Below are 20,290 nucleotides of genomic sequence, written 5' to 3'. Positions count from 1 at the left end.
ATCGACCGCGAACTACCAAAGCACCGTTTTGTTTGATCTGCGTCAATAATCGTTGACACTGCGTGTGTCATCACTCCTTGACAATCATGGGAGACATGTCAGTGCGCATCCTTCTCATTCACCCGAATTATCATTCCGGTGGTGCCGAAATTGCCGGCCACTGGCCGCCGGCCTGGGCGCCGTATCTGGCGGGCGCGCTGAAGGCCAACGGATTCACCGATCTCAAATTCATCGACGCGATGACCGAGGATACCTCGGACGAGCAGCTCAAGCAGATCATCGCCGCCTACAAGCCGGACATGGTCGGCACCACGTCGATCACGCCGTCGATCTACAAGGCCGAAGAGGCGCTGAAGATCGCCAAGCAGGTCAACCCGAAGATCGTCACCGTGCTGGGCGGCGTTCACGCCACCTTCATGTATCAGCAGGTGCTGAGCGAAGCGCCCTGGGTCGACGTCATCGTCCGCGGTGAAGGCGAAGAGATCGTCGTCGATCTCGCCCGCGCGATCGAGTCGGGTCAGTGGCCGGAGAACCGCGCCAGCATCAAGGGCCTCGCCTACACCGAAGGCCTCAACGGCGAGAGCAAGATCGTCGCCACGCCGGCGGCGCCGACCGTGAAGGATCTCGACGCGATCAGCCCGGACTGGAGCGTGCTAGACTGGTCGCTCTACAAATACATCCCGATGAACACCCGCGTCGCGATTCCCAACATGGCGCGCGGCTGTCCGTTCACCTGCTCGTTCTGCTCGCAGTGGAAATTCTGGCGCGACTATCGCGTCCGCGACCCCAAGAAGGTGGTCGACGAGATCCAGGAACTGGTCGAGAAGTATCAGGTCGGCTTCTTCATCCTGGCCGACGAAGAGCCGACCATCAACCGCAAGAAGTTCATCCAGTTCTGCGAAGAGCTGATCGCGCGCGGCCTGAACAAGAAGGTGCAGTGGGGCATCAACACCCGCGTCACCGACATCCTGCGCGACGAGCAGCTGCTGAAATTCTACAACGAAGCCGGCCTGATGCACGTCTCGCTCGGCACCGAAGCGGCCGCGCAGCTCAAGCTCGACCTGTTCAACAAAGAGACCAAGATCTCCGACAACAAGAAGGCGATCCGCCTTCTGCGCGAAGCCGGCATCGTGGTCGAAGCCCAGTTCATCGTCGGTCTCGACTCCGAGACCCCGGAGACGCTGGAAGAAACCTATCGCATGGCGATGGACTGGAAGCCGGACCTCGCCAACTGGTCGATGTACACCCCCTGGCCGTTCACGCCGCTGTTCAAGGAACTCAGCGACAAGGTCGAGGTGTTCGACTTCGCCAAGTACAATTTCGTCACGCCGATCGTGAAGCCGGCGGCGATGGAGCGCGGCGAACTGCTCGACAGGGTGATGAACAATTATCGCCGGTTCTACATGTACAAGGCGTTCTTCTCCTACCCATGGTCGGGCACCGGGAGACGGCGACGCTATCTGCTCGGCTGTTTGAAGGCGTTCCTCAAGGCCGGCTTCGAGCGCAAGTTCTACGACCTCGGCCGCGTCGGCTATTGGGGACCGCAGTCGAAGAAGAAGGTCGACTTCCACTTCGACGAGACCCGCAAGATCTCGCACGCCCAGATGGCCGATTGGGAAGCCAACGCCGACCGGTCGCGCAAGTCGGCGGCGTCGCAGATGGCCATCGTGTCGGCCTGTGGTGGCGGGTCCGAGCAGATGACCGAGCCGACCAATTGTGATGTCGCCAAGGAGACCTTGGCGGAAACCGTAACCAGCCGCATGGCGGACACCACCCATGACGCAGGTTCGGCCACACGTCACTGACGATGGAATGCCGGCGGTGTCCGAGATCGGACCCAATGCCGTCATTCAACTGATCCACGCGCTCGACGCGGCCGGTCTCCAGCCGGCCGCGAAGGAGATCTTCTCCGAGGCGGCGGCAAGCGACTGGCTCGCCGAGCCGCCCTCGGTGATGGTCGACGAACGCCCCGTCGCCGCGATCCATCAGGCGGTGCGCCGGGTGCTGCCGCAGCCGGAGGCCGCCGCCATCCTTACGGACGCGGGGCTGCGCACCGGCGACTACATCCTCGCAAACCGGATTCCGAAGCTGGCGCAAGCCGTGCTCAAGATCATGCCGGCCTCGATCGCGGCGCGGATGCTGACCAAGGCGATCACCGCGCACGCCTGGACCTTCGCCGGCTCGGGCAAGTTCTCGGCCCAGGCCGGCAAGACCGTCACCTTCGAGATCGCCGACAATCCTCTGTGCGCCGGCGAACATGCCGATCACCAGGTCTGCGTCTGGCACGCCTCCGTATTTCAACGGCTGTTTCAGGCGCTGGTCTCGCCCTATACCCGCGTGACCGAGACCACTTGCGGAGCGCGCGGCGACGATTGCTGCCGCTTCGTCGCGGACTGGACCACGATTCCGGATGCCGCGAACATTTACGCCAGCCGCCGATCAACGCCGATCGCCGGCCCTTCTGAAACCATTTCCGCGCGTTGATACGCGGACGATGTGAGAGACCAGCGATGTCGTCTGCCCTCGAAAAATACGCCAAGAGCTCGGTGCCGCGCTACACCAGCTATCCGACGGCCCCGCACTTCGCGAAGGAATTCCCGGAGTCGGTGTATCGCGGCTGGCTCGCCCAGCTCGACACCGACGAGCCGATCTCGCTGTATCTGCACGTGCCGTTCTGCAAGCAGCAGTGCTGGTACTGCGGCTGCAACATGAAGCTGGCGTCGAAATACGGTCCGGTCGCCGACTATGTCGAGAGCCTGATCGACGAGATCGATCTCGTCGCCGATGCGATGCCGGGCACGATGCCGGTGCGGCACCTGCATTTCGGCGGCGGCACGCCGACCGTGATCTCGCCGGAGGATCTCGGTGCGATCATGACGTTGCTGCGCGAGCGCTTCGAGTTCGTGCCTGACGCCGAACTGGCGATCGAGAGCGATCCGCGCACGCTGACCGACGAGATGGTCGCGACGATCGGCGAACTCGGCTTCACCCGCGCCAGCTTCGGTGTGCAGGAGTTCGACCCCAAGGTGCAGGCCGCGATCAACCGCATCCAGCCGCCCGACATGGTGGCGCGCGCGATGCAGCGCTTCAAGGCGGCCGGCGTGTCGAAGATCAACTTCGACCTGATTTACGGCCTGCCGTATCAGACCGCCGCAGATCTCAAGAGCACCGTCGAGCAATGCGTCGAGATGCAGCCCGACCGCGTCGCGCTGTTCGGCTACGCGCATGTGCCGTGGGTCGCGAAGAACCAGCGGATGATCCCCGACGACTCGCTGCCGAAGCCGGAGCTGCGCGCCGAGCAAGCGGACGCCGCGGCCGATGCCCTCGTCAAGGGCGGCTACGTCCGGATCGGCATCGATCACTTCGCGCTGCCGGGCGACTCGCTTGCCGTGGCGGCGAAGACCGGCGAACTGCACCGCAACTTCCAGGGCTATACCGCCGACGCGGCGCAGACGCTGATCGGCATCGGCGCGACCTCGATCGGCCGCACGCCGAGCGGCTACATCCAGAACATCGTCGAGACCGGCGCCTGGGCCCGCGCGGTTGCGGCCGGCAAGCTGCCGGTCGCCCGCGGCCATGCGCTGACCCAGCAGGACAATCTGCGGGCGCATGTCATCGAGCGGCTGATGTGCGACGGCAAGATCGATCTCGCCGCCGCGGGCCGCGCGTTCGGCTATGGCGACGACTGGTTCGCGCCGGAACAGGAAGCGCTTGCCGAATTGCAGCGCGATGGCGCCGTGGTTTGCGATCACGGCCGGCTGACGCTCACGCCCGAAGGCGTTCGGCTGTCGCGCGTCGTCGCCTCGGTGTTCGACACGTATCTGCGCAATTCGAACGTCCGGCACTCGATCGCGGTTTGACCGCTGCCACATCTGAATGAAGAGCGCGCGCCTACCGGCGCGCGTTTTGCTTTTTGACGCAGGTCAAATCACGCCCCGCGATCGGGTGCATATTTACCGCAAGCGGTAATATGTCAGGGAGACGAGGTCCGCCGGCGCGCCGTCTTAACGGAAAATCTCTCATGCTCACGGCCGCATCGGCCGTAGTCGCAGACCGTTAAGCTCCGGCGCCTATCGCTACCGACGACCGGACCGATCGAGGGATCACCACATGACCCACAAGCTCAAAGTCACCGAGGATATGGTCGCCAAGGCCACCGCTGCGTTCCGGGCTGCCGGCGGCAGCGACGCCGTCTGCCTACGCGCCGCGCTGGAAGCCGCGCTCGAGAACCAGACATTCTCGGTCGGCGACGAAGTCACCGCGCATGGCAACGTGACCGGTATCATCCTGTCGATTACCGGAGATGAGGCGCTGATCTCGTGGTCGTGTCGCGGCAAGAGCATCACCAAGCTGTCCGAACTCGATCATATCGAGCACGCCGATTCGGTCTCCGCCGAGCATTTCGCGGCCTGATCCTGGCCCGCCGTCGCCGGCAGCCCGCGGTTTGCCGGCGAGGCCTGCAGCTTCGCTAACTGGCGCTGAGCCGGCAGGAGTCCATCGATCAGTTGTGGTCGATGTTGACCGACATCGTCAGTAAGCTTGACAACGCGTCGCCTGGAGGGCGGAATCCCGCTACTTTCGCGAGATCCGCAGCCTCGGGACGGGTATGACCGGTTTTCGTAAGCTAACCACCTTACACTTGGCGATCGCGCTCGGCGCGGCGGCGCTGCCGTCGGAGGTGCGCGCCGAGTGGTGGCCGAGCCGGACCCCGGTGGACTACGAGGATTGTATCGAAAAGGGCGAGAAGGCCGCCGACAGCAAGGAAGCCAAGGCGGCGCTGGCGGCGCAGTGCGATGCCAAGTTCGCCGGCCGGCGCAAACCGGGCGGCGGCTACACCTATTTCGATTTCATGCAGAACCGCAGCTTCGACATCGCCGGGCCGAACCCGACGGCCGAAGAATTGCGCAAGATGGACGAGCAATACACCGAATTTCTCGATCAGCGGCGCCGGATGATCATCGCGGCGGCCTTCGCTGCGCGGCAGCAGCAGATCGCGGCGCTGCAAGCGCAGCAGCCGGCCGAAGCCTTCCAGCCCGTCAAGCCGCGCCCGGCCGTCGAAAAACCCCGCGCCGCCACCAAGCCGCGCCAGCGCCCGGCCAAGCTGCGGACCGCTACCAAGCCACGGCAACGCCCGGTGCAGTCTACCAAATTCGCCTGCGAGGGCGATCCGGTGTCGTGCGGGCTGACCGGCCTGTCGAAGGGATTCAGCGCAGTCAAGACGTCGCTGTTCGGAACGACGGCCAAACCGGGCCGTTGAACCGGGGACGTGGAGCATTCCATGCGCCGACTTGATCGGCCGCAACGCGGCTAACCAGGAATGGCCTCAGATCAGCGACTGGATCGCTGAATCACATCCATTAGTTCGGCGATCTTCTGGCGCTGATCGGTCTTGTCGCCGCTTGCGATCGCATGCTCGACGCAATGCGCGACGTGATCCTTCAGCACTTCCTCCTCGACCCGCCGCAGCGCAGCGCGGACCGCGGAGATCTGCGTGACGATATCGATGCAGTAGCGGCCCTCCTCCAGCATCTTGGAGATGCCCCGGACCTGCCCCTCGATCCTGCCGAGGCGTTTCTGACAAGACGTCTTGATGTCGGACTTCATGGGCGATATATACCCCTACACGGTATGGGTTTCAAGCGGTAAGGTGATGCGATGCGCGGCACGGAGCAGCCCCAGGACAACGGCGCCGATACGTCGAGCTGCTGCGGCTCGGCCTCGAAGACGGGCGCTCCGGCTGCCGCTGGCGCCTGCTGCGGTGGCCACGCCCACGACTCGGCGCCGACCGCTGCGAAGGCGATCGACCCGGTCTGTGGCATGACCGTCGACCCCGCCACGACCGCGCATCGCTTCGACCACAATGGCACCACCTATTACTTCTGCTGCGCCGGCTGCCGCAGCAAATTCGCCGCCGACCCGGCCGGCACGCTCGCCAAGGCCGCGCAGCCGCTGGCGCTGCCGCCCAAATCGGCCACCAAGCCAACCGCCAAGCTGCATCAATTGACGGACTTCGCCGCGCCCGCATCGTGCTGCGGCGGCCATGATCATGATCATGGCGATCATGACCATGCGCATCACCATCGCGGTGCCGCGCCCACCGACGGCGAGGTGATTGATCCGGTGTGCGGCATGACCGTCGATCCGGCGACGGCGAAACATCGGTTCGATTATCAGGGCCAGACCTATTACTTCTGCGCCGCGCGCTGCCGCGAAAAATTCGCCGCCGATCCAGCGGCCTATCTGGACAAATCGAAGGCCAAGCCCGAACCGGCCGTACCGGACGGCACGATCTATACCTGTCCGATGGACCCGCAGATCCGCCAGATCGGCCCGGGCACCTGTCCGATCTGCGGCATGGCGCTCGAGCCCGAACTGGTGTCGCTCGACGATGCGCCTAATCCCGAACTGATCGACATGACGCGCCGGTTCTGGATCGGCCTGGTGCTGGCGCTGCCGGCATTCGCGCTCGAAATGGGCGGGCATCTGGTCGGCGGTCACGGCCTGATCGACCCGGTGCTGTCGAATTGGATTCAGCTCGCGACCGCGACGCCGGTCGTGCTGTGGGCCGGCTGGCCGTTCTTCGTGCGCGGCTGGCAGTCCGTGGTGACACGCAACCTCAACATGTTCACGCTGGTCGCGATGGGCACCGGCGTCGCCTATGTCTACAGCGTCGTCGCGACGGTCGCCCCGCAGTTATTCCCTCCTGCATTTCGCAGCCATGGCGGCACCGTGCCGGTGTATTTCGAAGCGGCCGCGGTGATCACCGTGCTGGTGCTGCTCGGCCAGGTGCTGGAGCTGCGCGCCCGCGAGGCGACCTCCGGCGCCATTAAGGCGCTGCTCGGCCTCGCGCCCAAGACCGCGCGCAAGCTCGAGGCCGACGGCAGCGAGCACGAGGTCGAGATCGACCGCCTCGCGGTCGGCGACAAATTGCGCGTGCGGCCCGGCGAGAAGGTGCCGGTCGATGGCGAGATCCTCGAAGGCCGCTCCACGCTCGACGAATCGATGGTCACCGGCGAGTCGATGCCGGTGACGCGTGAGGCCGGCGGCAAAGTCGTGGCCGGCACCATCAATCAGTCCGGCGGCTTCGTGATGCGCGCCGAGCAGGTCGGCCGCGACACGATGCTGTCGCGCATCGTGCAGATGGTCGCGCAGGCGCAGCGCTCGCGCGCGCCGATCCAGGGCGTCGCCGATCACGTCGCCGGCTGGTTCGTGCCGGCCGTTCTGCTCGCGGCGATCGCCGCCTTCGCCGCTTGGGCGGCGTTCGGTCCGGAGCCACGACTGACCTACGCGCTGGTCGCTGCCGTCAGCGTGCTGATCATCGCCTGCCCCTGCGCACTCGGCCTCGCCACGCCGATGTCGATCATGGTCGGCGTCGGCCGCGGCGCGCAGGCCGGCGTGCTGATCCGCAACGCCGAAGCGCTGGAGCGGATGGAGAAGATCGACACGCTGGTGGTCGACAAGACCGGCACGCTGACCGAAGGCAAGCCGAAGGTCACCGACGTCGTCCCATCGGCCGGCTTCGACGAAGCCGAGCTGCTGCGCCTCGCCGCCAGTGTCGAGCGCGCCAGCGAGCATCCGCTCGCCCACGCCATCGTGGTTGCAGCACAGGAGCGCAAGCTCGATCTGGCCAAGGTCGACGAGTTCGACGCACCGACCGGCAAGGGCGCGGCCGGCAAAGTCGATGGCCGCGCGATTGCGATCGGCACCGCCAGATATCTCGGCTCACTCGGCATCGAAACCTCCACGCTGCGCGACAAGACCGAACAGATGCGATCAGACGGAGCCACCGTGGTCAGCGTCGGCATCGACGGCGAGCTCGCCGGCCTGATCGCGATCGCCGATCCGGTGAAGGCTTCGACGCCGGACGCCTTGAAGGCGCTCGCCGCAGACGGCCTCAAGGTGATCATGCTGACCGGCGACAACCGCACCACCGCGAACGCTGTCGCGCGCCAGCTCGGAATTACAGATGTCGAAGCCGAAGTGTTGCCCGATCAAAAGAGCGCCGTGGTCGAGAAGCTGCGCCGGCAGGGCCGCGTCGTCGCGATGGCCGGCGACGGCGTCAACGATGCGCCGGCGCTCGCCGCAGCGGATGTCGGCATCGCCATGGGCACCGGCACCGATGTGGCGATGGAAAGCGCCGGCATCACGCTGCTGAAGGGCGATCTCGGCGGCATCGTCCGTGCCCGTAAACTATCGCGGGCCACGATGCGCAATATCAGGCAGAACCTGTTCTTCGCCTTCGTGTATAATTCCGCCGGCATCCCGATCGCGGCCGGCGTCCTGTATCCGACGTTCGGTTTGCTGCTGTCGCCAATCATCGCGGCAGCCGCGATGTCGCTGTCGTCGGTGAGCGTGATCGGCAACGCATTGCGGCTGCGTGCGATCGATCTGAAGTGATCGCTGTCTGAAGTGATGCGCCTTCTGAAGTAGAGGCTTGTTGCGACTGATAGCCGCCGGCACCCGATTGATCTAACGCAAGGATCAGGACACGCCGGTCACTATCTTCGCGGTGGAATTTTGCCGCAACCGCGGTCTTTCCGGTCAGCGAGCAGTCGAGGTCGGCCATGTCACAAATCATCGAAATTCTTCACGAAGAGCACCGCAACATCGCGAAGCTGCTCGGCGTGATCGAGCGCGAACTCAACGTGTTCGACCGGCGCGAACGGCCCGACTACGAGATCTTCCAGGCCGTGATCCAGTACTTCAAGGAGTATCCGGAGATCTGCCATCATCCGAAGGAGGATGTTGTCTATCAGATCCTCAAGGAGCGCAATCCGGCGGTCGCCGGCGCGGTCGGCGATATCGAAGCCGAGCACGTGCTGGAAGGCGAGCGCCTCGCCCGCTTCGCCCAGGTGGTCAACGACGTGCTGGCGGATCAGGAACTGCCGCGGCAGACCTTCCACGCCGCCGCGACGGACTTCCTCGAGCATCAGCGCCGCCACATGGCCAAGGAAGAGCAATTGCTGTTCCCCGCCGCGCTGGAAACGCTGACAGCCGAGGACTGGGCGAAGATCGACTCGCGTATCGAGGCCCGCAAGGATCCGATGTTCGACGGCGAGACCGCCAGCAAATTCCAGAACCTCTACGCGACCATCCTGCGGTGGGAGCAGGAGACTGAGGAAGATCGCGGCCGCGCTGCCGCAACCGCGGCCGCCCGCTGATCAGGCATCGTGCGATGCGGACCGCGCGCCGAGATGGCGGCGGTCCTCCGCGCGATCAGCAGTTGTTCAGACGCCGCGATCCTCGCCGCCGTAGTCGGCCCAACAGTCCTGCGTCTCGTAGACGCGGACATTCGAGAGCGCCGGCAGCATCGGCTTGGTGCGATCCCAAATCCAGATCGCGATGTTCTCGGCGGTCGGATTCTCCAGCCCTTCGATATCGTTCAGGCAGTAATGGTCGAGCCGCGCCAGCAGCGGTCCGAACGCGGCCTCGATTTCGAAGAAATCGAGCACGAAGCCCGTGGCCGGATTGATGGGGCCCGAAAGCTGCAGCTCCACCCGATAGGAATGCCCATGCATCCGCTTGCAGCGGTGCGTTTCCGGGACATGGGGCAAATGGTGGGCGGCTTCGAACCTGAATGCTTGCGTGATCTTCATCGATGTCGGGGGTTGGGGCGGCAGGCGCCGGTCGGTTGCGGCGGACCCTATCCGAGCGCCGTCGGCATTTGAAGCCGGCCAAGGGAGAAATCGGTCCGCCTAGATCGCATGGTTGGCCGGCGCCGACGAGGGCGTCCCTCCCTCACCCTCCGCCGTCTTGGTCGGGACTCCGTCCGCCGCCGTCGGGCAAGAAGAGCTCCAGGATTCATATATTCACAACCACCCCGTAGTTTTTCGGGTCGCCCTCAGACTCCGTTAAGCGCTGTCCGTGCAACTTGTCCGCAACTTCGGGAGTTGCAATGAATCGTCAGCGATTCACCATCAGGGACACGGCGCGCTCTGCCTTGACCGGGCGATGTTGAGCGTCCCGACACTTTGGGTTGTGTTTCTGATCAATTTCTTCGCCCTGGGTCTGGTCTGGACCCACGTGATGCGGAGCTACCCGAGCTTCACGCCGGCGCGTTACTGGACCGCTGGCTGTTTCATCCTCTCCGCCGGTGCCGCCATCGGAATGCTGCGCGGCGTGATCGACAACACCGGTCCGATGATCGTCGGCGGAGGCTCGATCGTGCTGGCGGCCTGCCTGATCGGCATGGGGATCTACAGGTTTTACGGCCGCAGCGTGAGCTGGTGGCTTGCGATCGGCCTGACGCTCTGGTGCATGGCCGGCCTCGCCTTCTTCCTGCTGGTCGTCAACTCGATGGCGGCGCGGATCGTGATCTACTCGGTCACCCAGGGAATCCCGATCGCGCTGACGTTGCCGCTGATGCTGGACCGCACCGCCCGCCGCAATCCCGGCGCCCGGATGGCCGCGACAGTGGCAATCCTGATGATCGCGGTTTTTGCGGTCCGCTCCTGCGCCGCGCTGGCCGGCGTCGGCGGCGAACTCACCGTCGTGCACTTCAACGACTTTCAGGCAGCCATGGTGCTGATGCTGGTGTTCCTGTCGATGGCGCTCAATTTCGGGCTGCTGCTGATGGCGATCGACCGGCTGCGCTCCGAGGTGGAAAACCTGGCGCTGGTCGACGACCTGACGGGCATTGCCAACCGCCGCCACCTGCTGCAGCGGATGCACGAGCAGTGCGAGATGTCGATGCGCAGCGGCGAGCCGTTTGCGGTGCTGGCGATCGATCTCGACGGCTTCAAGGCCATCAACGACAGCCATGGCCATGCAGCCGGCGACGAATGCCTCCGGCGGTTCGCAAGCGCCGCCCAATCTCGGCTGCGGCCATGCGACCTGCTCGCCCGCACCGGCGGCGACGAGTTCTGCGTGGTGATGCCTGCGACCACGCTGCGCGAGGGCGCGATGTTCGCCCGCTTCATCATCGAGGAAAGCCGGACCCTGTCGCAGCAGGATTCCGACGGCCGCATCACTATCGCCGCCTCGATCGGCGTGGCGCAGTGGACGTTCCAGGTCGGGCTTCATCCCGAGCGGCTGATCGCGGCCGCCGACGCAGCGCTGTACAACGCCAAGAAACTCGGCAAGGATCGCTACGCGGTTCACGATCCGGATTCCGAGACGATGCCGACGCTGGTGCCGCCGCTCCGCAAGATCGCATAGGTCCTGCACCACCGCGAGGCTGTCGCCGATGCTCGCCCGGCTGTTCGCACTGGCGCTGCTCAGCGCGATCCTCTCGCCGTTGCCATGCGCGCAAGCCGGGCCGCTCTCCCCCGAACTGACCGCGCTTGCCCGCAGCGCCGGCACGCCGGACATTCCCGGCCTGCGGATGGTGTGGCTGGCGCCGTGGGGCGATCATCGCAAGGCGCCGTGGCGCAACATCCTGGTGCACCAGACCGAAGGCCCGGCCGGCTCGGCCCGCAACGGCGCCCGTGAGCAAGCGAAAAATCCGACGCGGCGCGGCGTCACCGTCTGGGTCGAAACCGACGGCACGGTGTATTGGGCCGTGCCCGAGACCGTCATCACCACCCAGGGCGACGGTGCCAACCGCAACGACAACAAATACATCGACAACAAGCCGACCTATCGCCAGGTGACCCGCGCCAATTCGATCGGCATCGAATTCGCCGGCAACTATCCGGACGTCACCGCACCAGCGACGCCGGCACAAGTCGAAGCGTGGCGCGTGCTGGTGCGCGTGCTGCAGGCCCGTTACGACATTCCGGCCGAACGGATCTACGCGCACAACTGGATCGACTACAAGGACGCCCGCTATTGCGAAGGTTGCGAACTGGCCAAGCTGGCGCGCGATCCGTCGTTCTGAGCCGGCTGCCTCGGCTCAGCCCAGCAGCGTCGACTGGATGGTGTGCAGCCCGATCACGATGGTCAGCACGCCGACGGCAATCTGCAGCCCGCGATTGACCGCAGTGAGGCCGCGCGCGGAGATCACCAACGGCACCGCGATCGCCGCCGACAGCGCGCCCATGCCAACCATCGAGCCGAGGCCGAACAGCGCGACGTAAAGCAGCCCCTGCGTCGGCGTCGGCGCCTGCGACACCGCCAGCACCAGCAGCGCCGCGGAGCCGGCCATGCCGTGCATCAGCCCGACGATCAGCGTGCGCCAGCGGAAGCCGTGTTCGTGGCGATGCGCGGCCGGCGCGTCGTGACGCGCCGTCTGGCCCGCATGGCTGTGCAAATGGATGTGGCGCGAGCCGTCGCCGTGCTGGTGGACATGGACGTGGACGCGATCCCGCCACAGCCGCCACAGCAGATGCGCACCGAGACCGACCAGCATGATGCCGACCGCGCCCTCCAGCGGCTCGGCGATGTGATCGGGAATGGCGTGGCCGAGCACGATCGCGGCGCCGGCGAACAGGAACAGCGTCAGCGTATGGCCAAGCCCCCAGGTCAAGCCGTGCTTGACGATATCTCGAATGCCGCTGCGGCGAGCCGCGATCGTCGACACCGCGGCGATGTGATCGACCTCGAGCGCATGCTGCATCCCGAGCAGAAACCCCAACCCCAGAATTGCGAACATTGGCCCCTGATCGTCTGCGTTGCGCAGGCAAATTGCCGCGGCACCGGAATGGTGTAAGTTCGCGATCACAACACGGCCGCAGAGCCGGAACAAGGGAGAAACCAGCATGTTCGCCAAACCATTGGCGGCGGCGATGATGACGGCTGCGTTGCTGTCGCCATCCGTCGCCTCGGCGCAAGTGTCCGACGACATCGTCAAGATCGGCGTACTGACCGACATGAACGGTCCGGCCTCGACGCCCACCGGCCAGGGCTCGGTCACCGCCGCACTGATGGCGGTCGAGTATTTCGGCGGCACCGTACACGGCAAGCCGTTCAGGGTGATCGCCGGCGATCACCAACTCAAGCCGGACATCGGCGCCTCGTTGGCGCGGCGCTGGTACGATGTCGAACAGGTCGACCTGATCGTCGACGTGCCGGTCTCCGCCGTCGGCCTCGCCGTGCAGAACATCGCCAACGAGAAGAAGCGGATGTTCATCACCCAGTCGACCGGCGCGGCCGATTTCCACGGCAAGTTCTGCTCGCCTTATGCGATGCAGTGGGTGTTCGACACCCGCGCGCTGGCGGTCGGCACCGCGCAGGAGGTGGTGAAGCGCGGCGGCGACAGCTGGTTCTTCATCACCGACGACTACGCATTCGGAAAGTCGCTCGAGAAAGATGCGGCCTCGGTCGTCACCAAGACCGGCGGCAAGGTGCTGGGCTCGGTGAGTCCGCCGTTCGCGACGCCGGATCTGTCCTCCTTCGTCCTGCAGGCGCAGGCGTCGAAGGCCAAGATCATCGGCATCGCCGGCGGCCCGCCGAACAACATCAACGAGATCAAGACCGGCGCTGAATTCGGCGTGTTCAAGGGCGGCCAGCAGATGGCTGCGCTGCTGGCGCTGATCACCGACATCCACTCGCTCGGTCTGCCCGCCGCGCAGGGCCTGCTGCTGACCACGTCGTTCTATTGGGACATGGACGACAAGACCCGCGAATGGTCGAAGCGCTACTTCGCCAAAATGAACCGGATGCCGACGATGTGGCAGGCCGGCGTATACTCGGCGGTGACGCATTATCTACAGGGCATCAAGGACGCCGGCACCGACGAGCCGCTGAAGGTCGCCGCCAAGATGCGCGAAACGCCGATCGAAGACTTCTTCGCCCGCAACGGCAAGCTGCGCGAAGATGGGCTGATGGTGCACGATTTGATGCTGGTGCAGGTCAAGAGTCCGGAGGAATCGAAATATCCGTGGGACTACTACAAGATCCTCACCAAAATCTCCGGCGAAGACGCCTTCGGCCCGCCCGATCCGGCCTGTCCGCTGGTGAAGAAGTAGCGCACCTCTTAACACTTACAGCATCGGCTCAAGGCACTTCCTCTCCCCGTCTTTGCGAGCGAAGCGAAGCAATCCAGCGCCGAGCACTGCGCTGGATTGCTTCGTCGCGGAGCCTGTGCTCGGACGGCGCAGAGCGCCGATCCGGGTGTTCCTCGCAATGACGGACGTGGGCGGCTATGCTCTGAAACTGAAATTTCGCCGCCGTCGCCTCGTCTGAAATGATCTCGAAGGAAAGCCCCCATGGATTACCGCCCGCTCGGCCGCAGTGGCCTGAAGGTTTCGCCGCTCTGCCTTGGTACCATGATGTTCGGCGGGGCCACCGATGAGCCGACCTCGGCCCGCATCATCGACAAGGCGCGCGACGCCGGGATCAACTTCATCGATACCGCCGACATGTATTCGACCGGCGTGTCCGAGAAGGTGGTCGGACGCGCGATCGCCACGCATCGCGATCATTGGGTGTTGGCGACCAAGCTGGCCAACCAATTCGGCGACGGCCCCAATCGCGGCGGGCTGTCGCGGCGCTGGGTGATTCAGGCCGCGGATGCCAGCCTGAAGCGGCTCGGCACCGACTGGATCGACATCTATTATCTGCACAAGGAAGACCACACCACGCCGCTGGACGAGACCGTACGGGCGATCGGCGACCTGATGCGCGCCGGCAAGATCCGCTACTTCGGCGTCTCGAATTATCGCGCCTGGCGCGTCGCCGAGATCTGCAACATCTGCGACCGGCTCGGCATCGACCGGCCGATCGTCAGCCAGCCTTATTACAACGCCATGAACCGCATGCCCGAGGTCGAGCACATTCCCGCCTGCGGCTTCTACGGCCTCGGAATCGTCCCCTACTCGCCGCTGGCGCGCGGCGTGCTTACCGGCAAATATGCGCCCGACGCTGCCCCCGACAAGGACAGCCGCGCCGGCCGTGCCGACAAGCGCATGCTGCAGACCGAGTGGCGGCCGGAATCGCTGCAACTGGCGCAGCAGATCCGCAAGCACGCCGAGGCCAAGGGCATCACCGCCGGACAGTTCGCCGTGGCCTGGGTGCTCGCCAACGCGCTGGTGACCTCGGTGATCGCGGGACCGCGCACCGAGGAACAGTGGGACGACTACATTCGGGCGCTCGACGTGACCTTCACGGCCGAGGATGAGGCGCTGATCGACGGTCTCGTCGTCACCGGCCATCCCTCGACCCCCGGTTACAACGATCCGGCCTATCCGATCGAAGGCCGCCCGCTCCGCCACCGCGGCTGATCCGGCGGCTCCCGGCCTCAGGAATTGCGGCCGATCAAGCCGCGAGCGCGCGGTGGCCGCTAGGCTCAGCGAACCGCGCGATCGCCGCTGCCGGCGAGCCGCGCCAAAAGCCGGAGCCTCCCATGACCAGCCCGCATTTCCATGCCGTCATCTGGATCGATCACCGCGAAGCGCGCGTGTTTCACTTTAATCCCCAGGAGGCCGACAAGCTGCTGCTGCACGCCGACAATCCGAACCGCCACGTCCACCATCACCGCGCCGTCGGCTCCGGCCACGAGCCTGAGGATCAGCATTTCCTGCGCCAGGCGATGGACGCGATCGCCGACGCCGGCGTAGTGCTGATCGTCGGCCCCGGCCAGACCAAGCACGTGTTCGAGAAATTCATCGCCGAGCACAATCCGGCGCTGAAAGCGAAGATCGCCGCGGTCGAATCCGCCGACCACCCCACCGACAACCAGATCGTCGCCCACGCGCGCAAATACTTCAAAGCCGAGGACCGGACGACGCCGCAGACCAAGTGACTGGCGACGAGCGCTTGCTGTGGGTACCTGGGCCGACCTCCCAGACCCGGGCGGACTGCTCCAACGAGGCACGTCCATTATAGACGATCGACCCTCATCAGATCGTGAGATTGGTGAGGGTCTGCATCATTTCTTTTGCTGCAGTCATGACCTGCGAACTCGCCGAATAGGCGGTCTGCGCCTGCATCATCGTGGTGGTCTCCTGTGTGATGTCGACGTTCGACGTCTCCAGGAAATTGCCAACGGCCTTGCCATTGCCGTCGTATTGGGCCGCGCCGGATTTGGTCGTGGGTGTGAACGTTCCGCCGCTTCCCTGCGTCATGAAGCCCTGACCGCGGAACGTCGCGATCGGAAGCGAAGCGACGTCTACCGTCTGTCCCATGGAATAAGTGCCCTGCAGCTGGCCTGCCGTACCGACCGAGATGCTCTTCAAAACTCCGAGGCCGGGCCGTTCGGTGGTCATATCGAATTGCAGCGGCTGCACCGTCGCGCTCATCGCCTTCGTGACCGGGTCGATCTGCTTGCCCATCAAGTAATTGCCGGCGCCGTTGACGAGATATCCGTTCTTGTCGAGATCGAAATCTCCCCGGCGGGTGTAGGTGGTCGGGCTGTTGCTGAATGTCGGCTGGCCGGTGGAGCCTACCCCGGTCGGCCCCGTCACCGTAAAGTACCCTTCTCCGGCGACCGCCATATCGGTGCTCGTCGTCCCCGGCACAACGTTGCCAGCCTCGCCATTGGTGAGAACCGAACGCCAGGCCACGCTCTCCGCCGGCTGATGCCGATAGACGAGTTCGTCAAATGCCGTATCAGTCCGCTTGAAGGCCGGCGTCTGTATGTTGGCGACGTTGCCGGATATGTTCTGAATCGCGGCCGACTGGGCCAGCAGTCCCGAAGTCGCAGTCCAAAGCGCACCAAGTGATCCCATAAGAGCCCTCCGATCCATGCCCGCGCTACGCGGCGCGCATCTTCGAGGGTGCTGCAAAGGGCACGCCATTTCCGGCATGCAGATAAATCAACAACATCACCAGCCGCCCTCGTAATTCGCCGCAGCGACCTTTGGTACAAAGCTGGAAAATATTGCCGCGGACACGATTACTTCAATGCCGAGTAGAATTACTAATTCCGCGTCATTTGCATCATGAGAGCACGTCAAATCGAACAATACTCGGACACCACCTTCCTAATTACGCGCAATGTCGTCGACCGCCTGCCGAACGCCGCAAATCTCAAACCCGCCAAAACACGACTACTCTGAGGCCGGATCTGGTTGGTCACTCCGCGATTTGTTGTCGGCGCACCTGGGATATCGACATCGAGCGGAGACGCAGCAGGCAATGAACGACTCGGCTAAGGCCGAACCAAGCGCACGCTTCGCGCCCGTCCGCAAAGCGCCTCAATCGCCCGCATTCGACCAGCGCACCTTCAACGTGCCGCCAAGCGGCGCCCGCAAATTCCACGCGAAGCAATTTCATGCCTGTTAGTAGCCACGCGGGACCGACATCCGCGCCACAAAGAGACAGATGCGCCAACCTGTCCACATCATCGGCATTGCACCTTTGTGCCGTCCACGCCTAGTATCGCCCGCCGTGACGATCGGAAAGATCGCGCCAAGAAAATGGGATGGAAATAGATGAAACTTGCCAGACTTGCTGCCGTGCTCGCGGCGGCGTCGTTACTCGCACCTGGCGTTGCGCTTGCGCAGAAGTCCTACGGACCGGGGGCCAGCGACACCGAAATCAAGATCGGGAATTTCGTGCCGTATAGCGGCCCGGCGTCGGCCTACGGGATCGTCGGCCAGGTCGAGATCGCCTACGCAAAGATGCTGAACGACAAGGGCGGTATCAACGGCCGCAAGATCAATTTCCTCTCGTACGACGACGCGTATTCGCCGGCCAAAGCGGTGGAGCAGGCTCGCAAGCTGGTCGAGGGCGACGAGGTCCTGTTCCTGTACCAGACGCTCGGCACGCCTTCGAACACTGCCGTGATGAAGTACCTGAACCAGAAAAAGGTGCCGCAATTGATGGTGTCGAGCGGCGGCACGCGGTTCGGCGACGATCCCAAGACCTATCCGTGGACGATGCCGTTCAATCCGCCCTATCAGGCAGAAGGCCGGATCTATGCGAAGTGGATCCTGGCGACCCACCCGAACGCCAAGATCGCCGTGCTGGTGGCGAACGATGATTATGGCAAGGACATCTACAAGGGCGTCAAGGACGGTCTCGGCGACAAGACGTCGATGATCATTTCGGAAGCGAGCTACGACATAACCGACCCGACCATCGACTCGCAGATGGCCAAGCTCAAGGCCTCGGGCGCCGACATGTTTCTCAACCTGTCGACTCCGAAATTCGCCGCGCTGGCGATCCGCAAGATGGGTGAGCTCGGCTGGAAGCCGATTCACGTTCTGAACAACGTGTCGGCCTCGGTCGGCGCGGTCATCAAGCCCGCCGGCATGGAATTCGCCCAGGACGCGATCACCGCGAGCTACGTCAAGGACCCGACCGACCCGACCTGGAAGGACGATCCGGGCCTGAAGGAATGGGACGCCTTCCTGGATAAGTACATGCCGGGCGCCGATCGCTCGAACGGCCTGCTGCTGTACGGCTACGGCGCCGCGCAGACGCTGGAGCACATCTTGAAGCAGGCCGGCGATAATCTGACGCGCGAAAACATCATGAAGGTCGCGACCAGCCTGAAGGGCTACGCGCCGTCGGCGCTGCTGCCGGGGATTACCATGAACACCTCCCCGACCGATCATTTCCCGATCGAGCAGATGCAGCTGATGCGCTTCAAGGGCGACCGCTGGGAGATGTTCGGCGGCGTGATCGAGGCGAAGCTGACGAACTGACGCCAATCGCCATGGCGGATGACAGATGCGCGGGGCCAGCCCCCGCGCATTTTGCTTTCATAGGCTTGGCTAAGTGCGCAGCGCCGTGCCCATACCGAGATCGCAATTGAATTAACGCCTGACGTGGGGGCACGCTTCGCTTTGCCCAGCCCACTTCATCCGGACTCCGAGGGCGAACCGTCCGGCATTGCGATTCGTCCGTCCACCACCCGCACGATCCGGTCGCATCGCGCCGCGAGATCGTCGTTGTGCGTCACCAGCAGAAAAGTGGTGCCGCGCTCGCGGTTGATCTCGCGCATCAACGCGAACACGTCCTCTGCGGATTTGGTGTCGAGATTCCCGGTCGGCTCGTCGGCCAGCACGAGGTCGGGATTCATCGCCAGCGCGCGGGCGACAGCGACGCGCTGCTGCTGGCCGCCCGACATGTTGGTTGCACTGTTGTTGCGCCATCTGGCGAGACCGACGCGGTCGAGCAGTTCATCGGCACGCTTCTCCATCGCCGCGTCGGGACGCCCGCGGTCCACCAGCATCGGCATCATGACGTTCTCGCGCGCCGTAAAGGCGGCGATCAGATAGTGATACTGGAACACGAAGCCGATGGCGTGGCCGCGCAGATGCGTCAGCGCGGAATCGCCGAGCGTGCCGGTGTCCTGCCCGTTGATCAGCAAGCGCCCGCCGGTCGGCCGGTCGAGCAGGCCGATGATGTTGAGCAGCGTCGACTTGCCCGAGCCGGATGGGCCCATAAGCGCCAGGAAGTCGCCGGAGTTCATGGTCAGATCGATACCATGCAGCACCTCGGTCTCGACCGGAGTCCCGACATTGTAGGACTTGCGTATCCCTTCGAGGCGCAGGACTTCAGCCACGGATCGCCACCACCGGATCGAGTCGCGCCGCGCGCAACGCCGGGGCGATCGCTGCAGCGACACCGGTCGCCGTGGCGAGCACCGACGCCCACACGAACAGATCGCTGTCGATGATGAGCGGAAAGAGTTCGCTACCATCGAACTGCCGCGCCGTGCGATGCCACACGATGAGAGCCAGCGCGCCGAGCCCTGACCCGATCAGCGAGCCGACGAAGGCGAGCAGCCCGCCCTGGATCAGGAAAACCCGCAGGATCTGCTCGCGCCGCGTGCCCATCGCCCGCAGGATGCCGATGTCCTTGGAGCGCTGGATCACCGACACGATCAGCACGGCGGCGATGCCGAATGCCACCGACAGGCCGACGAACAGCCGGATCAGCGTGTTGGAGTTCTTCTGCGCCTGAACGGCGGTGAAGAATTGCGCGTTGGTCTTGATCCAACTGTCGGCCTTCACCGGCAGCATCGCCTGGATCTCCGCCGCGATGTCCTCGGCGGCGTAGATGTCGGTGACGGTGAGGTCGATCGAGGTGACGCCGCCGATCAGCCCGAGCATGCTCTGTGCGTTGCGCAGGGTGACGAAGGTCGTGCGCTGGTTGGCGGCCTTGTTGCCGAAATCGAAGATGCCGTTGATCGTGAGCACGCGGGCGCCGGCGAGTGGTGTCGAGACGATGATCTTGTCGCCGAGCGAAGCGCCGAGATCGCGCGCCAGCTCGATTCCGACGAGGATGCCCTCGGTCGTGATCTGCGGGCTTCCGGCGACGATGTAGTCCGGCACCTTGACGATGTTGAAATAGATCTCCGGCTCGATGCCGGTGAGCGTGATGGCGCGGCTGGTGTCGCCGCGCAGCGCCAGCGCCGAGCCGGACGCGGTGGCGGCGGCATTGATCACGTCCGGCCTCGCCTGCATCTCGGCGCGGATCTTCGGCCACTGGTTGATCGAAATCACCCGCTGGGTCGGGG

Annotated in this window: 19 protein-coding genes; 13 read left to right on the top strand and 6 right to left on the bottom strand. The window is 64.5% G+C overall.

Annotated features, from left to right (window positions below; genetic code table 11):
• Window positions 1–101: 101 nt before the first annotated feature.
• The 5 genes from bchE to ACOJTD_RS08785 all read left to right on the top strand — a co-directional run bounded on the left by bchE (window position 102) and on the right by ACOJTD_RS08785 (window position 5,257).
• Entirely contained in the window at window positions 102–1,805 is a 1,704-nt protein-coding gene (gene bchE, locus ACOJTD_RS08805) for a magnesium-protoporphyrin IX monomethyl ester anaerobic oxidative cyclase (RefSeq protein ID WP_420132540.1), read from the top strand.
• Complete coding sequence (gene bchJ, locus ACOJTD_RS08800; protein ID WP_420132539.1) at window positions 1,777–2,484, top strand: bacteriochlorophyll 4-vinyl reductase; 708 nt, start codon at window positions 1,777–1,779, stop codon at window positions 2,482–2,484. The genes bchE and bchJ overlap by 29 nt, the downstream gene beginning before the upstream one ends.
• 26 nt (window positions 2,485–2,510) lie before the next feature.
• Complete coding sequence (gene hemN / locus ACOJTD_RS08795) at window positions 2,511–3,860, top strand: oxygen-independent coproporphyrinogen III oxidase (RefSeq protein ID WP_420132538.1); 1,350 nt, start codon at window positions 2,511–2,513, stop codon at window positions 3,858–3,860.
• A gap of 250 nt (window positions 3,861–4,110) precedes the next feature.
• On the top strand, window positions 4,111–4,413 hold the full coding sequence (locus ACOJTD_RS08790; RefSeq protein ID WP_420132537.1) for a preprotein translocase subunit YajC: 303 nt from the start codon (window positions 4,111–4,113) through the stop codon (window positions 4,411–4,413).
• Window positions 4,414–4,606: 193 nt separating this feature from the next.
• Window positions 4,607–5,257, top strand: coding sequence for a hypothetical protein (locus ACOJTD_RS08785; protein ID WP_420132536.1), 651 nt, complete (start codon window positions 4,607–4,609; stop codon window positions 5,255–5,257).
• Window positions 5,258–5,328: 71 nt separating this feature from the next.
• Here ACOJTD_RS08785 and ACOJTD_RS08780 read toward each other — a convergent pair whose 3' ends face one another.
• Complete coding sequence (locus tag ACOJTD_RS08780) at window positions 5,329–5,604, bottom strand: metal-sensitive transcriptional regulator (RefSeq protein ID WP_420132535.1); 276 nt, start codon at window positions 5,602–5,604, stop codon at window positions 5,329–5,331.
• Between the two features lie 213 nt (window positions 5,605–5,817).
• Between ACOJTD_RS08780 and ACOJTD_RS08775 the strand changes: the two genes are divergently transcribed.
• A complete protein-coding gene (locus tag ACOJTD_RS08775; RefSeq protein WP_420132551.1) occupies window positions 5,818–8,397 on the top strand; it encodes a heavy metal translocating P-type ATPase in 2,580 nt (859 codons plus the stop codon).
• Window positions 8,398–8,564: 167 nt separating this feature from the next.
• Entirely contained in the window at window positions 8,565–9,161 is a 597-nt protein-coding gene (locus ACOJTD_RS08770) for a hemerythrin domain-containing protein (RefSeq protein ID WP_420132534.1), read from the top strand.
• Between the two features lie 66 nt (window positions 9,162–9,227).
• Here ACOJTD_RS08770 and queD read toward each other — a convergent pair whose 3' ends face one another.
• Window positions 9,228–9,596: a 6-carboxytetrahydropterin synthase QueD gene (queD, locus tag ACOJTD_RS08765; RefSeq protein ID WP_420132533.1), complete on the bottom strand. Its 369-nt coding sequence runs from the start codon at window positions 9,594–9,596 to the stop codon at window positions 9,228–9,230.
• Window positions 9,597–9,951: 355 nt separating this feature from the next.
• Here queD and ACOJTD_RS08760 point away from each other — a divergent pair, with 355 nt between their 5' ends.
• The gene (locus ACOJTD_RS08760) at window positions 9,952–11,157 is read left to right on the top strand and encodes a GGDEF domain-containing protein (protein ID WP_420132532.1); all 1,206 of its coding nucleotides are present in this window, start codon (window positions 9,952–9,954) and stop codon (window positions 11,155–11,157) included.
• Between the two features lie 28 nt (window positions 11,158–11,185).
• Complete coding sequence (locus ACOJTD_RS08755; RefSeq protein ID WP_420132531.1) at window positions 11,186–11,818, top strand: N-acetylmuramoyl-L-alanine amidase; 633 nt, start codon at window positions 11,186–11,188, stop codon at window positions 11,816–11,818.
• A 15-nt stretch (window positions 11,819–11,833) separates the two neighbouring features.
• Here the strand turns inward: ACOJTD_RS08755 and ACOJTD_RS08750 are convergent, their stop codons facing one another.
• Window positions 11,834–12,532 carry an urease accessory protein gene (locus ACOJTD_RS08750; RefSeq protein WP_420132530.1) on the bottom strand — a complete coding sequence of 233 codons (699 nt, stop codon included), beginning with the start codon at window positions 12,530–12,532 and terminating at the stop codon, window positions 11,834–11,836.
• 106 nt (window positions 12,533–12,638) lie between these two features.
• Between ACOJTD_RS08750 and ACOJTD_RS08745 the strand changes: the two genes are divergently transcribed.
• The 3 genes from ACOJTD_RS08745 (at window position 12,639) to ACOJTD_RS08735 (ending at window position 15,622) form a co-directional block, all read left to right on the top strand.
• Window positions 12,639–13,847 carry an ABC transporter substrate-binding protein gene (locus ACOJTD_RS08745; RefSeq protein ID WP_420132529.1) on the top strand — a complete coding sequence of 403 codons (1,209 nt, stop codon included), beginning with the start codon at window positions 12,639–12,641 and terminating at the stop codon, window positions 13,845–13,847.
• Between the two features lie 240 nt (window positions 13,848–14,087).
• Window positions 14,088–15,101 (top strand): aldo/keto reductase, encoded by a 1,014-nt coding sequence (locus ACOJTD_RS08740; RefSeq protein ID WP_420132528.1) that lies wholly within the window; start codon window positions 14,088–14,090, stop codon window positions 15,099–15,101.
• Window positions 15,102–15,223: 122 nt separating this feature from the next.
• Window positions 15,224–15,622: a translational machinery protein gene (locus ACOJTD_RS08735; protein WP_420132527.1), complete on the top strand. Its 399-nt coding sequence runs from the start codon at window positions 15,224–15,226 to the stop codon at window positions 15,620–15,622.
• Between the two features lie 97 nt (window positions 15,623–15,719).
• Here ACOJTD_RS08735 and ACOJTD_RS08730 read toward each other — a convergent pair whose 3' ends face one another.
• Window positions 15,720–16,547: a flagellar hook basal-body protein gene (locus ACOJTD_RS08730; RefSeq protein WP_420132526.1), complete on the bottom strand. Its 828-nt coding sequence runs from the start codon at window positions 16,545–16,547 to the stop codon at window positions 15,720–15,722.
• 705 nt (window positions 16,548–17,252) lie between these two features.
• On the opposite strand from ACOJTD_RS08730, the gene ACOJTD_RS08725 reads away from it, so the two are divergent.
• Window positions 17,253–18,470 carry an ABC transporter substrate-binding protein gene (locus tag ACOJTD_RS08725; RefSeq protein WP_420132525.1) on the top strand — a complete coding sequence of 406 codons (1,218 nt, stop codon included), beginning with the start codon at window positions 17,253–17,255 and terminating at the stop codon, window positions 18,468–18,470.
• Between the two features lie 155 nt (window positions 18,471–18,625).
• On the opposite strand, the gene ACOJTD_RS08720 is transcribed toward ACOJTD_RS08725, so the two are convergent.
• Window positions 18,626–19,333, bottom strand: a complete 708-nt coding sequence (locus ACOJTD_RS08720) for an ABC transporter ATP-binding protein (RefSeq protein ID WP_420132524.1) — start codon at window positions 19,331–19,333, stop codon at window positions 18,626–18,628.
• Window positions 19,326–20,290, bottom strand: a 965-nt coding sequence (locus ACOJTD_RS08715; protein ID WP_420132523.1) for an ABC transporter permease, incomplete at its 5' end; no start/stop codon positions are given. The genes ACOJTD_RS08715 and ACOJTD_RS08720, both read right to left, overlap by 8 nt.

It is taken from the genome of Rhodopseudomonas sp. (assembly GCF_048594845.1).
GTDB lineage: Bacteria > Pseudomonadota > Alphaproteobacteria > Rhizobiales > Xanthobacteraceae > Rhodopseudomonas.
This window is presented reverse-complemented; position numbering and strand designations above follow the sequence as displayed.